The 15011-nt window shown below is 42.0% G+C and carries 15 protein-coding genes; 5 read left to right on the forward strand and 10 right to left on the reverse strand.

Annotation, left to right across the window (positions count from 1 at the left end; genetic code table 11):
* Positions 1-147: 147 nt before the first annotated feature.
* The 5 genes from FNW02_RS14710 to FNW02_RS14730 form a co-directional block, all read right to left on the reverse strand.
* Positions 148-1896, reverse strand: a complete 1749-nt coding sequence (locus FNW02_RS14710; protein WP_191758280.1) for an NAD+ synthase — start codon at positions 1894-1896, stop codon at positions 148-150.
* Between the two features lie 53 nt (positions 1897-1949).
* Entirely contained in the window at positions 1950-2243 is a 294-nt protein-coding gene (locus FNW02_RS14715) for an isochorismate lyase (protein ID WP_191758281.1), read from the reverse strand.
* Between the two features lie 31 nt (positions 2244-2274).
* Positions 2275-3021 (reverse strand): NrtR DNA-binding winged helix domain-containing protein, encoded by a 747-nt coding sequence (locus tag FNW02_RS14720; RefSeq protein WP_191758282.1) that lies wholly within the window; start codon positions 3019-3021, stop codon positions 2275-2277.
* Complete coding sequence (locus FNW02_RS14725) at positions 2982-3581, reverse strand: nicotinate-nucleotide adenylyltransferase (RefSeq protein WP_191758283.1); 600 nt, start codon at positions 3579-3581, stop codon at positions 2982-2984. Before FNW02_RS14725 ends, FNW02_RS14720 begins: the two co-directional genes overlap by 40 nt.
* Positions 3582-3674: 93 nt before the next feature.
* Positions 3675-5102, reverse strand: a complete 1428-nt coding sequence (locus tag FNW02_RS14730; protein WP_191758284.1) for a nicotinate phosphoribosyltransferase — start codon at positions 5100-5102, stop codon at positions 3675-3677.
* A 362-nt stretch (positions 5103-5464) separates the two neighbouring features.
* Here FNW02_RS14730 and FNW02_RS14735 point away from each other — a divergent pair, with 362 nt between their 5' ends.
* The gene (locus tag FNW02_RS14735) at positions 5465-5617 is read left to right on the forward strand and encodes a nicotinate phosphoribosyltransferase (protein WP_191758285.1); all 153 of its coding nucleotides are present in this window, start codon (positions 5465-5467) and stop codon (positions 5615-5617) included.
* A gap of 129 nt (positions 5618-5746) precedes the next feature.
* On the opposite strand, the gene FNW02_RS14740 is transcribed toward FNW02_RS14735, so the two are convergent.
* Both FNW02_RS14740 and FNW02_RS14745 read right to left on the reverse strand, forming a co-directional pair.
* Complete coding sequence (locus FNW02_RS14740; protein WP_191758286.1) at positions 5747-7165, reverse strand: LCP family glycopolymer transferase; 1419 nt, start codon at positions 7163-7165, stop codon at positions 5747-5749.
* Between the two features lie 279 nt (positions 7166-7444).
* Positions 7445-7807: a hypothetical protein gene (locus FNW02_RS14745; protein WP_431356811.1), complete on the reverse strand. Its 363-nt coding sequence runs from the start codon at positions 7805-7807 to the stop codon at positions 7445-7447.
* 298 nt (positions 7808-8105) lie between these two features.
* Between FNW02_RS14745 and FNW02_RS14750 the strand changes: the two genes are divergently transcribed.
* Positions 8106-9281 carry an AI-2E family transporter gene (locus tag FNW02_RS14750; RefSeq protein ID WP_191758287.1) on the forward strand — a complete coding sequence of 392 codons (1176 nt, stop codon included), beginning with the start codon at positions 8106-8108 and terminating at the stop codon, positions 9279-9281.
* A gap of 148 nt (positions 9282-9429) precedes the next feature.
* Here FNW02_RS14750 and FNW02_RS14755 read toward each other — a convergent pair whose 3' ends face one another.
* Together FNW02_RS14755 and FNW02_RS14760 are read right to left on the reverse strand one after the other, a co-directional pair.
* On the reverse strand, positions 9430-10761 hold the full coding sequence (locus FNW02_RS14755; RefSeq protein ID WP_191758288.1) for a serpin family protein: 1332 nt from the start codon (positions 10759-10761) through the stop codon (positions 9430-9432).
* A gap of 187 nt (positions 10762-10948) precedes the next feature.
* The gene (locus tag FNW02_RS14760; protein ID WP_191758289.1) at positions 10949-11323 is read right to left on the reverse strand and encodes a hypothetical protein; all 375 of its coding nucleotides are present in this window, start codon (positions 11321-11323) and stop codon (positions 10949-10951) included.
* Positions 11324-11494: 171 nt separating this feature from the next.
* Here FNW02_RS14760 and FNW02_RS14765 point away from each other — a divergent pair, with 171 nt between their 5' ends.
* The 3 genes from FNW02_RS14765 to FNW02_RS14775 all read left to right on the forward strand — a co-directional run bounded on the left by FNW02_RS14765 (position 11495) and on the right by FNW02_RS14775 (position 14128).
* Positions 11495-12169: a response regulator transcription factor gene (locus FNW02_RS14765; protein WP_191758290.1), complete on the forward strand. Its 675-nt coding sequence runs from the start codon at positions 11495-11497 to the stop codon at positions 12167-12169.
* An 81-nt stretch (positions 12170-12250) separates the two neighbouring features.
* Complete coding sequence (locus FNW02_RS14770) at positions 12251-13528, forward strand: ATP-binding protein (protein WP_191758291.1); 1278 nt, start codon at positions 12251-12253, stop codon at positions 13526-13528.
* A 24-nt stretch (positions 13529-13552) separates the two neighbouring features.
* Positions 13553-14128 carry a GNAT family N-acetyltransferase gene (locus FNW02_RS14775; protein WP_191758292.1) on the forward strand — a complete coding sequence of 192 codons (576 nt, stop codon included), beginning with the start codon at positions 13553-13555 and terminating at the stop codon, positions 14126-14128.
* Between the two features lie 99 nt (positions 14129-14227).
* Here the strand turns inward: FNW02_RS14775 and FNW02_RS14780 are convergent, their stop codons facing one another.
* Positions 14228-14896, reverse strand: a complete 669-nt coding sequence (locus FNW02_RS14780) for an SMI1/KNR4 family protein (RefSeq protein WP_191758293.1) — start codon at positions 14894-14896, stop codon at positions 14228-14230.
* Positions 14897-15011: the final 115 nt, after the last annotated feature.

The raw sequence follows: 15011 nt of genomic DNA on the forward strand, positions 1-15011 counted from the left end.
ATCCCACCCATAGAAGGGGATGAGATTTCACGTTGACTGTTGACTGTTGACTGTCAACGGCCTAAAAAGGCGTCTTTCATCACCTATCGAGAAGGAATGGGTTTTCCCAACGCCTTTTTATAACCAGAATTTTTACAAGATGTCTAACTACTTGATTCGTGGATGAGCATCTTGTCCATCCCAGCAGACTAAGGTAGGCTTAGGAACTGTTTTCGTCTGGTAGGCATTTTTGACAGCAACCCAGTTACTAGCAATAGGCATTCGCCAACCTGTACCAAAGGCGCGATCGGTGATTTTCAATCCGGGGGGTGCTTGTCGTCTTTTAAATTCAGCACGCGCAACCATCTGGATGACTCTATCTACAATCACTGGGTCGTGTCCAGCTGCAACAATTTGTGCTGCTGATTGGTGGTTATGAATCAGGTGTTGCAAGATATCATCCAAAATTTCGTAGGGCGGTAAAGAGTCTTGATCTACTTGACCTGGTTTGAGTTCAGCGCTGGGTGCTTTAGTCAGAATGTTTTGCGGAATAATTTCACCATTGCGATTTAACCAATGGCAAAGTGAATAAACGCGGGTTTTGGGAACATCAGCAATTACTGCCAAACCGCCATTCATATCGCCATAGAGAGTACAGTAGCCGACTGCCATTTCTGACTTATTACCAGTAGATAGCAGGAGATAGCCGAATTTGTTAGCGATCGCCATTAATAAATTACCGCGAATTCGGGATTGTATATTTTCTTCTGCTAATCCAAACTCGGTATCTGCAAACAAGTCGGCTAAGGTTCGATCAAAGCCTTGCATTAAATCGCCAATCGGTAAAATATTGGTCTTTATCCCCAAATTTTCGCTTAAAGCGAAAGCATCGCTGATTGAATGCTCAGAACTATAGGGTGAAGGCATAAGCACACCCAAGACATTTTCTTTACCGAGTGCAGTAGTTGCGATCGCTGCTACTAATGCAGAGTCAATCCCCCCACTTAAACCCAGCACTACTTTAGAAAAGCGACACTTACGGGCGTAATCTCGCACTCCTAAAACCAAAGCTTGCCAAATTTCCTCATCTTCTGATTCATACGCAGGTGTCACAGCACCTAACTGCAAATCCCGCTGCGCTTCATCAAATTCAACCACTACTAAATCCGTTTCAAATCCACGGGCGCGACAGATAATTTCTCCTTGACGATTCAAGGCAAAACTACGACCATCAAAAATTAAGTCATCATTTCCTCCAACTTGGTTCGCATAGATAATTGGTTGTTGAAAACGCACCGAACTATGACTAAGCAATGTTTCTCGAAACTGCTGTTTGCTGACACTGTAAGGCGAAGCAGACAAATTTACAATCAAATCCACACCCAAAATTGCTAAGTCAGAAATTGGATTCACAGCATAACTACGTTTGCCCCAAAATTCTTCATCATTCCATAAATCTTCGCAAATAGTTACGCCAATGTGAATATTATCTAGTGTGAAATAATTAGCTTGTAATCCTGGTTCAAAATAGCGGTTTTCGTCAAACACATCGTATGTTGGTAAAAGTCGCTTATAAAAGAATTGTTTGACTTGACCATTCTCTAATAAAGCTATGCTATTAAATAATGTTTTACCACCAGTTACGTGAGCTTTTGTATGTTGTTCAACAGTTCCCACCAACACAGCTAACTTAGGTGGTAAATCTCTGGCTAATTGTTGTAAGGTAATACCCATTGCTTCCACAAAACTGGGATTTAGTAATAAATCTCTTGGTGGATAGCCACACAAAGAAAGTTCTGGCGTCAACAATAAACGTACCCCTTTTGCAGCTGCTCGTTGTGCCATTTCCAAAATTATTTGGGCATTTCCTGGTAAGTCACCAATTGTCGGATTAATTTGAGCGATCGCAATTTTCATATTGGCTGTTATACTTAATATTTTGGATTGGAAAAAAGCGGCTAATTTAGCTTTTATTTAGATAGCCAATGTTTTAATTCTTCGTCAATAAAGTAGCTGACTAAATCTTGATAGATTTTTTCAATTACATCTGGGCTTAATCCTGCTTCTTCAGCCCATTGTCGTCTTTGCTGCAACATAGTGTTAAACCTTTCTGAGGCTTTGACACTTGTTTCATCAGTTTTAAACTTTGCTGCGGCTTTTACGTATTCAAATCTTTTTCTAAAATCTGAGATAATTTGCCGATCAATTGTATCAATACAAATACGAATCTCTTGAATATTAGAACAGTCGTTTGGTTCTTTCATAACTTGGCATTTTTGGCATCTTAGCGGTTCATTAAATAAACACCAACGGTTTATCCTTCAAAGGAGCAAAAGCCTCAGCATCAAACTTATATAAACTAGCCGGACGACCAGCACCCCGCGATACTTTTATTCCGGTATCACACAGAAAACCCAATTTGAGTAAACGCGCCCGGAAATTAGAATAATCGGAAAAATTGTCCCCTAAAACTGTGGCGTATAACTGATATAAATCATTTAAGGTGAACATTTCTGGTAAAACTTCAAAAGCTACCGGACTATACTCCAATTTATTTCGCAAACGCCTGTGCCCATAGGCCAAAATTTCATTATGATCAAAAGCTAATTGCGGCACTTGTTTCACCGGATACCAAGCTATACCAGCGACGCGATCGGCAATCAATTCTGCTTCTTCAAATCGCACAAGGGCAAAGTAACTAACTGATAGATAACGCACACCATAACTATCGATTGCTTCTCGTGGATCGCGATTGGGGCCCCCAAAGGTATACAGTTGTTCTAAATAGAGATTTTTTACTCGAATTTTCTCCGCCATAATCCGATAGGCGGCATCCTCTAAAGACTCTCCTGGACGCACCAAAGTACCGGGAAGACTCCAATGATTTAAAAATGGTTCTTGCTGTCGCATTACTAATAGAACTAACAGCCGATTTTGTGTAGTATCTACAGAAAAAATTACATTATCAACTCCAACCTTGAAATCGGCCAAAAGTTGTTGGTTTAGCGCAGTTGAAATCTTTTTTTGGTTGCGTCCTGGCACTTGTACAAATGCTCTCGATGAATATAGGCAATTACAGGGGGTGTGAGGGCTTCAGAATCTCCATGTTCGCGATATGCTGTTGAGGAAATATCTAGTCCGGTAAGAGAGGCGATCGCAATCTCTCCTCCCAGCTTTTCTACTGCCTTCAAACTAGATTCATCTATTGCATATCCCGGTCGCGGCACAATTAGTAGTTGCACTTGCTGTAACAAATCTTCAATGCGATACCAACGTGGTAACTGACTCAGTAAATCTGAACCAATTACCAACGTCAACCCAGCGTCCTCTCCCCAATTGACTTTCGCTTTCTCCACCGTTTCCAGTGTTCTAAAGCTACTCAATTTCTGCTCCAAAGCAATATTGTGCCGTGGCGCATCGATATCCGCAATCAACAATTGCAACATTGCTGCGCGATGTTCTAAAGGCGTTTGATGCGACTTAAATGGATTATCTGCTGCCCAAACTGCTACCCAATCATAACGCTCAGACAACCATCTTAGAATGGTCTGATGTCCAGCAGTTGGTGGGTCAGCACTAGTACCAAACAAAGCAATTCTCATACTAATTCGTAATTCGTAATTAAGACACACTGAAAAAGCCTGGATAGAGGATGGTTAGAGTACTTTCACCTTTTACTGATTTAGTATCAGAATTCACCTCTGTGTTTTCAGCGCCTTTGCAGTTCGTTTCTTAGTCTCCTCAGTTAAAACCCGCAACATGGTAGAAATCTCCACTTGCACCCCTACAGGATTTCTCAAATGCCTTGTCTCCTGTGGCAAACTGGCAACTGAGGCGGCAGTACGTTGGCGAATTGCCGCCAAAGTCTCTAGCGGTTGCACCCGTTGACCATCCTGCATTACCAACTGCAACAAAGGTTGTTCTTCAAGAGAACTTTCACCTATTAATCCCAACCTGTCTGCTTTGACCTTATTTCCTATGAACGAGCGATAAATCTGCTTGCGCCCTGGGTAAGTCACCTTTCCACTCGACTGTTTCATAACTGGAATGCCATCTATTTCTACGAGTTTATAGACTCCATTCACAGGGGAACCTGTAACTAGTCGCGTTCCCAGACCATAACCATCAATCTCGGCTCCGTCTGCTTTCAGCCTAGCAATTTCCCACTCATCCAAGTCGCCACTAGCAAAAATTGGCACATTAGGAAGGAGCGATCGCACCTGTTTTGATAAGGTAACTAAATCTCCTGAGTCCAGCCTCACTCCTGTTAATTTCATTTCCCCGGAATTTACTTTTTCAGCTAAGCGCTGGGCAGCAGCAATTGTATCGTAAGTATCTATCAACAATGGCGCACCCGGAAAATATCGATGAAAAGCACTAAAAGCCTGGTCTTCAGATCCTTCTATTGCTGACAGCGCCATCACTAAAGCGTGTGCCATCGTACCACTTGGCTGCTGTCCGAGTTGTAGCGCTGCTAACACATTGGAAGTGGAATCCAACCCACCAGCCAAAGCCGCCCGCGCCGCCCACAACGAAGCTTGCGGACTAAATGCCCGTCTTGTGCCAAATTCTAAGAGTGTTGCTTGCTCCCCCGCTACATCACGCAACCTTGCTGCCCTTGTAGCAATCAAGGTTTGGTAGTTAATGGTATTTAGTAGATAAGTTTCTACTAGTTGCGCTTGCCAAAGTGGTGCTTCCACTCGCAATATTGGCTGATTTGCAAACACTGCTGTCCCTTCCGGTACTGCCCAAATATCCCCGGTAAACTGTCCCTCTGCGAGCAGTGACCAAAAGCGATCGCTAGCGTGAGCAAAAATTCCCGTCGCCTGCAAAGCCGCGATTTGAGAGGCACTAAAGCGGAATTTTGCCAAATATTCCAAAGCTTGTGCTAGACCCATTGCAATTAAATAACCAAAACCTTCTGGCAAGCGCCTAACGGTCAACTCAAAGCTTGCCCGTCGTTCTTCTATACCCTCGCCTGTATAACAAGCTGCCATTGTCAGCTGGTAAAGGTCAGTCAGCAGGCTGTAGTCATCCGCACAGATGTTTAGTTCTTGGTTTGGGTGGCTTTGCTGTCGCTGATTATTAGTATGTACATAGTCCAAATCTGGGAAAGTTGTCATGCAAGAGCTTCCTTATAAGAATGCTTCTTTTATTTATGGTAGGATTTACCATAAATAATGTCAACTACTGGAGAATTTATCCAAGATATTGCTGTAAAACAGTGTAATTACAGGCTAATTAATACTAACTTTATCGATTATTTAATATTTTTTAATAGTTATAGTTAGTAATAAGGAGATTAAGTTATAGTTAGAATCAAAGAGAAAAGTTTGACTTTTTGACAAATTAAAGTATTACAAAGTTATCTGAATAAACATTGCAGAGATTCTCAATTTGTTGAGAGTGAGAGCTAGCCAAGAATATTAGAACTAAAGTATAGACATTAGGATTTAAAGCGACTTGAAAAAAGGAGTCTAATATTATGGCTTTTTCCAAAATGCTTGCTAGTATAATCCAGTATATTTCTGAAGCCTTTATGCGGATTTTTGGCCCTACTGATGATGCTTATCCTGTAATTGGAGTACAACCTTTTACAGGTGATCCTTACAAAGAAGGTAAAGCTGATGCTTGGTAGATACTAATGTAATGACAGCAATAAATGACATTTTAAAAGTGAGTAAGATAAAGGCGTAAGGAAAACCTCACGCCTTTTTGTTTACAAATTTTGATATTAGACAATCTTGATGTCCAGTAGAGACAAAGCTTAAGGGTTATCAGATTTGTCAAAGATAGCTTTTTGTTGCAACCAATCTTGACCCACTTGGATACTAATATCCGAGCCAATATTGCCAGTACTTTCCACTCGCACCTCACCGAATCCCAAAGTGTTACGAATTGACTCGGCGCTGTCGCCATCTCCTTGTTGGGCAACAATGTGAGTTTCTTCTAAAGGTTCACCCCAAGGTTTAGACACGTAGATGTTACGATATCCAGCTTTTTCCAAAGCTCTAATTAATGGTCGGAGGTTAGAGCGATCGCCACCTGTGCTATCTTGAATTGCTACTCGCAAAGAAGCTGGATCAATTATTTGCTGTCCTTGCTCTGATTCCAAACCAAAGTGCTGAGCCATGAGTTTGGCAATATTATCTCTGTTTGGCAGCCAATAACTAGCATCATACTCAGTCTTCTCGCTAAAACGACCTGGTAGCATTAGCATTTGCATATTGGAGCGATTTGTTCGCACTCCAAAACCCACCAGCGCTACTAACTCTTCAACTGTCAAATTGGTGTCGATATGTTCTTTAACTACGTCGAGAACTTTCGGCAATTGTGCCACAGTAGCGGGGTTGAGTGCCTGATCCATCAAAGCACGCATCACCATTTGCTGCCGCTGAATCCGCCCAATATCTCCTAGTTCGTCATGGCGAAACCGCAGTAATTGCAGTACTTGATCACCGTTGAGATGTTGCTTGCCTGCTTTCAAATTGATATATAGATGCTGAGAATCATCTTGATACTTCATGTCTTTGGGGACGAACACTGTTACGCCACCTAAAGCATCAATTAACTTGGCAACTCCCAGAACGTTAATCCTGACATAGCGATCAATTCCCACCCCACCCAAGAGATTGCTGACAGTTTTAGCACTCAAAGCTGGCCCGCCTTCAACATTGGTGGCGTTAATTTTTTTGACACCATACCCTTCTATTTCTGTACGGGTATCTCTAGGAATAGAGAGCATGGCTACCTTTTTAGTATCTGGATCAAATTTCAGCAAAAGCATGACATCAGCAAGACCATCAAAGGAGTTTACCTGGGGCAGGTATCCGAGATTTTGGGTTTCGGTGGGAGGGTTTTGAACATCTGGTGGGAGTACACTCATCCCCATAACTAAGAGATTGACTGGACGAGTTAATTCCGAAAATCGCAGTCCACCTCCAGAGATGCGATCGCTATCAAATACCGCCTCCTCCTGTGGGCTTAGCTGAGCTTGTTGCAAAGGGGTACTAGTCAAAGATACTGCCAATAGTGCCCCTGCTGTTGCTGACACCATTGCAATCCCGCTCATACCTACCCAAAACCACAACCAACGTCCTGATTTTGATTTCTGGGAATTTTTGTTGCTGGACTTTGAGGCTTTTCCCGATTGGTTTTCTTCTGCCGAACTTCTTTGAATGGTCACAAACTTCCTCACACTTACTGATCAAATTCGGTAAATTTACAGACTCAAAATATGTAGATAAATCAACCCATAATAGCTAACTCTTAATTATTAGTGCTAACTTTTTCTTTGTTGTTTCAACCAAAACACTTATAGCAGCATTTATTCTTTTTTTGGGCAAATCTAGAAATGTTTTTATTGAAGTATGGCAATAATAAACTGGATTTGACCAGCTACATGGGAAATCATCCGTGATTTGCCAAAATGATGAGTAAAAATACTGTAAATTCTACAAATTAATTAAGACAAGTACTTGCCTAGCATCCGCTCAGCAAAGTTGCTAAACCCTGGTAAGCGCTTAGATCTACCTTGGAGTAGACGAATAATTAACCAGACACTTATTAAAAAGTAACCAGAGGTGAGAAAGCTATTAAGAATGAATAGACGCAGTGTGAATAAATCTGAAGTTGCTGCTCCGGTTGCTAACAATAGGTATCCCAAGAGCCAAGCTGATGCCAAAGTAATAGACAGACGACTAGTGGCAAGTTGTTCCCGACTTCCCTGACGGCGATAGAGAGTCCACAGGGATGGAAAAAAGCCAATAACCGGAATCAAATACAAAAGCAATTGTATTTTTGGGGTAGCTGCGTCTTCATTGGCGATTGTGTATTGGGGAGCCACTGCGTTCCTGTCGCCTTGCGTCGGAAAGCAAGTGGCATGATTAGGTACTGGGGAGCCAGTCGTATGGGCGGGTTGCTCGACTTTGGCGAACTGGCATGATTGGGAAAATTCCTTCCCAGTCTCCAGTTCCCAGTCCCTAGTCCCTGTTCCTGTTGGTTCAAGATTTTCCATTTGGCTTAGTCTAACTCCTAAACTAGAAGGATGAAAGAGATTCATGTAGTTAGAGATAATAAGCTGTAAAGAAGGATTCAATTTAGTTCTATTCCGCAATCAGCTCAAAATGCAGACACGCAAGCTTCTCGACTGGTGGCAAACACTCACACCAATAGCGCGAATCGGGGCGATCGCTTTATTCGCTCCGTTGCTAGTTCTCAATAGTTGGGCAATTTCGGCAATTTTTAATTACTTCCATTCCCTCATAGTCATTTTAGTCGGAGCCTCAGTACTAGCATTTTTGCTCAACTACCCCGTAAGCTGGATGGAGCATCACGGTGCTAGGCGAGAGCAAGTTGCTATTTTAGTCTTTCTATTGGCTTTATCGATTTTATTGGCTTTGGGTCTTACCCTTTTTCCGTTAGCCCTAACTCAAGCTGAGCAACTAGTGGCTCGTTTACCGGAGTTAATTGACTCTGGACGCTCTCAGTTAATGTTATTAAACGAGAAAGCTGAGATTTTTGGTTTACCAATTAACCTTGATGCTTTGGTAGTGCAAATCAACGATCGCGTCAAGGGACAATTGCAGGCGATCGCCGGACAAGTTTTAAATCTGGCTGTAGTCACAGTCACCAGCCTGCTGGATTTTCTCTTGACGATGGTTTTGACTTTCTATCTTTTACAGCATGGAGATGAGCTGTGGGAAAGTTTAGTCGAATGGCTACCCACTAAATTTCGAGATCCTTTTTCTCGAACAGTGCGCCTGAGCTTTCAAAATTTCTTCATCACCCAGCTGATTTTATCTACCTGTATGGCCTCAGCCCTGATTCCGACATTTTTGTGGCTGAAAGTGCCATTTGGTTTGTTGTTTGGTTTAACTATTGGCATCATGGCTCTCGTCCCCTTTGGCGGTTCTGTGGGTATCGCTATGACTACTCTGTTAGTGGCACTGCAAGATTTTTCAATGGGGGTGCGGGTGTTGGTGGCAGCAGTAATCGTACAGCAAATTCTCGAAAACTTAATTGCCCCTCGTATTTTAGGTAGTTTTACTGGTTTAAACCCCGTTTGGATTCTAATTTCAGTCTTAACAGGGGCGAGAATTGGTGGACTCTTGGGTGTGATTGTGGCAGTACCCACAGCTGTTGTGATTAAGACTGCTTTAAGCGCTCTACGTCCTGAGCCTTTAAGCAGCCAGACAGAGGATAGCGCCACTGGGGAGACAGCTGCACCCGTTGCAGCAGGGGAGTCTTCAAAAGCTGACGCTAAAAATTCTTTGAGCGTTTCTGAAGCGACATTACCTTAAAAATGCAATTTGACCAATGATTCCTTAATGGTACAGAGCAAGCGGATTGATCCGTGGGTCAATCCAAAATCTGTCTTGAAAAGTTTGCTAGGTAGGGAAACCCTTCTTACAACTTTCCGCAAAATCTAAAATCTAAAATTGTCTGACTTTATGACTGTGGTTCGACAATTGAACCCATAAATAAAATATTGCCTGTTTGATTATCTCTAATGACACAGAAGAAGGGACGGTCAACAATCATTTGAAATAGCTGTGGTTGCTGTCTCAAAGATACAGCCTCTACTGCCACTGAAGTAGCCGCTGCGGCTTCAGTGCCTTCTTCATTCACTTCAACAAAAGTTTTATGCTTAACCTGGCTAATGGCAAAATTTTTACCCATGCCAGAAAAGTTAGCTTTACTACTGAAAGCTTCTTCCATACCTAAAGCTTTCAGCGCATCGTTAAGCGTAACATCATAGTCAGTTTTAAAACGAGGCAAGCGAATAAAACCTTGTTGTTTGTTGAACTGAGTCATCCATTTTTCCCAGTTCTCAAAATTCAAGTTTTGATAGAAGGTTTTGAGATTGGAGCTCTGTTTAGGTAGAAAGATATAAAAGCTGACTTTACCATCTTTGTCATAAGGTAAACTAACTGCCTGAAATTGTTGGTTTTCATAGTATTTGTAGTCACCCTTTTGAGACATCATTGGGTGTTGTTTTTGCCTGCCAGATGTTAAGTAAAAAGGATGTTGAGTGGTTTGCTTTTTATCAAATTCTTGGCTCCAGTTACCTTTGAAATATATAGCATTAATCAAAAATAGTACCTGGTCTGGCTCAATTTTTTCCACAATTTTGTTAATTTTTCCGCGTGTATTCTCATTGACCCAGTTATTGATAGCATTGGCTGCTACAGCATCTTTAAAGTTTAGATTGCTGACTTTAGCTTGATAAAAATCCTGAGTTCTCTGGAGAAAATCTGGTTGAAAATTAGCATCTTGATTTGCCCAAAGTGAGTTGGCAATAGTCAATTGGACTTTCGCATCCGGGTTTTCTAGAAGCTTTTTTGTTGCTGCGTAAGAAGAATTAATCTCTTGCAAACTCATACCCTGTAATTCTAGGGTTTTTGCCATCGCTTGTTGAGTCGAGCCGCTAGCACCGTTGTAGGTCATAGCTAGAGCGATCGCTATACTCGTAGGTGAGATAAAAATATTTTTTTCAGTACTATCGTTTTTCTGAACTTCTGAAAATAGCTTGAAGCCAAATTTATTGCTAGCATCAACAATCTTTGGATCAGAGTTGACTATTTTTTTTGGCAATGGAGATTCTGGCTGAGGCGAACTAGATTGAGCAAGGGCATTTGTACTATTATTAACCTGAGAACACCCTAGTACACCCAATAAGACAACACTTGCGGCCGCTAAAACGTAACGTCTTCCCAGACTAACACCGTAACGTCTTTGCAGGAAATTTTCTTTCACACCACTAAATTTTTGCCGATTCATTCTACCACCTCGCTTGCCAAAGATTTTTGATTTGCCACTCAACATTGACGCTAATCATGCATCAATTGTTAACTATTGCATTTGCGATGGCAGAAAGACTGGACTGTTACAGTTTTTGTAACGGTAGCTTTAGTTACATTGTGGTACTTTTGTATAAATTAAACGAATAAGTAAGAGGCTTAAGCGCTTAATAGCGAATTAGTTCCTTGATGCGATCGCGTGGTAAACCTAACTCTTGACTGAGGGTGGTTTCAAGTTGGCTCGGCTCCGTTACTGGAAACTCAAACATGATACTTTTGAGAACTGAGTTATCCGTTTTGACATTCACTAAAGAAACGCCATCTTGTTGCCGAATTTCTACCTTAATCGCCACTATTCTTTTCATCGTCTGCCGTGCCGATTGTTCCGCTTGCAGGTATTTTTTATTGTCGTAGGTGCGGCTCAAAATCCGATCTCCCACAAAGCCACTTCCTAGCCAAAATACCAACCCAACCAATGGCAAGGACAACCAAAACACAAAGCCAATTGATCGCAACACCTGAAATAGTTGAAGTTGGCGCATAGAAAATATGGGGTTAATTACTCACTTATTTACCAACTCAGCACAGGCTAAACCATAGCTATCCGCGCTTCAGTACTCCTTACTCCTCACTCCTCACTGTCACTTCTATGTCACTCTTTTAGCTTAATCTTAGAACTGGAAGCAGAAATCATAGCAAGCTGAGCAAATGGGATGTTGATCTTACTGGTGGAAGATGACCCATCGCAGCTAGAGCCACTGCGGACAGCATTGTTGAAAGTGGGGCATACAGTCGATGCGATCGAAGATGGAGAAACAGCACAATGGTTTGCTTTTCGTAAAGACTATGACTTACTGATTCTAGATTGGATGTTGCCCAAAGTGAGCGGAGTAGAAATCTGTCAGGTATATCGACGAGCGGGTAAATTGGCTCCTGTGTTAATGCTGACAGCGAAAGATACAGTTTTGGATAAAGTAACAGGTTTGGATGCGGGAGCCGATGATTACTTAGTGAAGCCTGTGGATGTGCTGGAGTTGTTGGCACGAGTGCGGGCACTGGGACGGCGATCGCCAATGTGGCAAGGCGATATACTCAGCTTGGGCGATTTGCAGCTTCATTTATCCAATTTGACAATCGAACGTGGTTCCTTCACGACTCAACTATCTAGCCGTGAGTTTCAATTGATGGAATATTTGATGCGTCATCCCCGCCAAGTCTTATCTCATGATCAGATTGAGCAAGCTATTTGGAGTTGGGGAGACGAACCCGAAAGTAACGCAGTTACAACCTTAGTTCGCCGTCTACGCCAACGTCTACAAACCGTTGATGCTAAAGATTGGATAGAAACGGTGCATCGAATGGGTTATCGATTGAATCCGCCAAATTAGTTATTTGTCATTTGTCATTTGTCAAGGGTCATTAATTATTCTCTCTCCCCAGTCCCCAGTCCCCAGTCCCCAATCCCCAAAGTGTTTAATCACAGCCGTCGTAATCTTGCTCACTGGTTTGCCCTGTCAATGGGTGGAATTTTATTTGCTTTTGCAGGAGTGGGCTATTGTCTAAATGTGGAAGATCAGTTGCGGTTTTTTGATGACGAACTTTTTTTACAAAGTAAAACCTTTGCTGCCAAAACCCAGTACTCGCTTTATCAAAGTCAATGGCAAAATCAGCGCGGTCAGACTCGTTTAGAGAATGGTGTATCTTTGAATGGCGGATTGATATATGCTCGGTGGTATAACGCTAACAGGCAACTTGTACAGTTTGTTGGTTCATCAGGTGACAAACAGTTGACCATAGCACCCGGATTTCAAACAGTGCAAGCGCCGCTTAGCTCAGCTCGTTTCCCCACTGCAACTACCTGGGTTCGCCAACTCACGCTTCCCGTTTTAAAAGATAAGGTGCTGGTTGGCTACTTCCAAACGGCAGCCCCGATGGACTCCCTACGCAGCAGCTTGAATCAAGCTCGCTTGTTTTTTGCTTTGGGTGTTCCCGTTACATTTGGCGTGATTGGGATTACAGGTTGGTTTTTGGGCGGATTAGCAATGCGGCCAACCCTCCGTGCTTATCAGCAATTGCAGCGGTTCACAGCCGATGCTTCTCATGAATTACGCACACCTGTCGCAACAGTATTGAGCAATGCCCAAGTTGCTTTAATGCCGCCCGAAGACCCCATTGAGCAACGATTTCGGTTGCAAAAAATCGCCGAGACTGCTAAGTCCATGAGTATGCTGATTAACAATTTGCTCTTTCTTTCGCGTTATGATGCATCGCTTGGGGAAACCATATTAAAACCCGTTGATTTGAACGAACTGCTGCGATCGCTTGCTCAAGAGTTTATCACTCAATCTTCTGCTCAAAACCTCAATTTCAGCACTCAACTTTCAGAGCAACCCGTCATGCTACAAGCTGACGCTAACTTGCTAAAACAAGCCGTAATCAATCTACTGAGTAATGCCTTCAAATACACGCCAACAGGTGGTAAGGTGCAATTGCGTCTGTTTACTCAGTCTCACCGGGCTGTGATTCAGGTCATCGACAATGGTATTGGCATTCCCGCCACTGATTTGCCGCATATCTTTGATCGTTTTTACCGCGTAGACACTGTGCGCTCTCGCCAAACAGGCGGCTTTGGACTCGGACTTGCGATCGCGCAACAAATTGTGCAAGCATACGCGGGACAAATCACTGTAAAGAGTATACTTGGTCAAGGCTCAACCTTTCAAATTAGTCTTCCCCTCAAACTTTGACCAATGCTTGATGAGATGGGGTTTATGAGATCAGAACTGCCAGTAATTACAAGCGATCGCCTATTATTACGAGTGCCGATCCTAGAGGATATACCCCAAATCATTAAATATTTCACTGATAACAAAACCTATCTCACTCCATTTTACCCTCGTTGGGCTAATAGTTTTTTCACCGAAAAGTATTGGCATTATCAAATAGAAAATAGTTTTCTAGAATTTATCAATGACCAATCATTAAAGCTATTTATTTATACGAAAAAAAATCCAACTATCATTATTGGAACTGTTAATTTTAGTAATTTTGTGCGAGGAGCCGCTCATTTTTGCTATGTGGGATATAGCCTTGCCGAAGCTAGACAAGGTAAAGGCTATATGACAGAAGCGTTAAAAGCAGCAACTCAGTATGTATTTCAAGAATTAAATTTTCACCGCATCATGGCAAATTATATGCCTCATAATCGTCGCAGTGGTAATGTGCTCAAGAGACTCGGTTTTGTAATTGAAGGATATGCTAGAGACTATTTGTTGATTAATGGACAATGGGAAGATCATATCCTTACAAGTCTCATAAATCCTAACTGGCAACCAGACCAATATTAACTAATTTGATATACATTAGATAGACCACTGTAGAGACGTTGCATTGCAACGTCTCTAGCAAAGGATTTGTTGCAATCATTAATTGAATCAATATTAGTCCTAAGACTCGCGAACTTGATGCAAACTTCGATTCAGCCAGTCTTCATACCAATCATCAAAGCTCAAAGGTTGCCCTTCATTACCATCTGCATGAAAATCATCGGTATCAGCGTCATGAAAAGAACGACAAAAACTCAAACAAGCGGGATATATCCCATTATCATTGGTGCGGTCATCTATCCAGATTTTTCCTCTTTGTTCTCCGGTAATGACTAACATCGCATAAATTCCACAACCATAATTTGCAATGGTAAGAGTACCCTGAGTAAATCTATCATCAAAATAAGCATCCCTGAGTACAAAAGAACCGCCTTTATTCTCAGTAATCAAATCCAAATTGTTCCATGCCTGTGTTAAAGGAAATGGTTTAGAAAAAAATTCAGATTTTTTGGGGTATGGTGTTTCTAGAATGACATTTTCATATTCAATTCCTGGCAGTCTGTATAAACCATATCCAGGGCCAGCACCACCATTGCCAACTTCTAATAGAAAGTTACGATAGTCACTGGGTAGCGTGATATCGTATTTGGATTCAAACTTTTGAATATCTGTATTACTCAAGCAAAGGTTGAGTTGATACTGGTGTGATTCCGAGCCAAAAACTTGAAATGTAGCGTCTAAAATTGCTAATTGAGTCAAGTTTTTCTTAAATTGCAAAACTTTATTCATTATGCGCTCCGATTATGATGGTGGCGCTGCCATATTTGAGATATGGGTCGCTTTCTTCGTCTATGCTGATGCCGATGCCAGAGGTAGTATTAAAGGAAGAATGAATTAAGCTTTG

The organism is Komarekiella delphini-convector SJRDD-AB1, from assembly GCF_014831675.1.
In the GTDB taxonomy this organism is placed as follows: Bacteria; Cyanobacteriota; Cyanobacteriia; order Cyanobacteriales; family Nostocaceae; genus Komarekiella.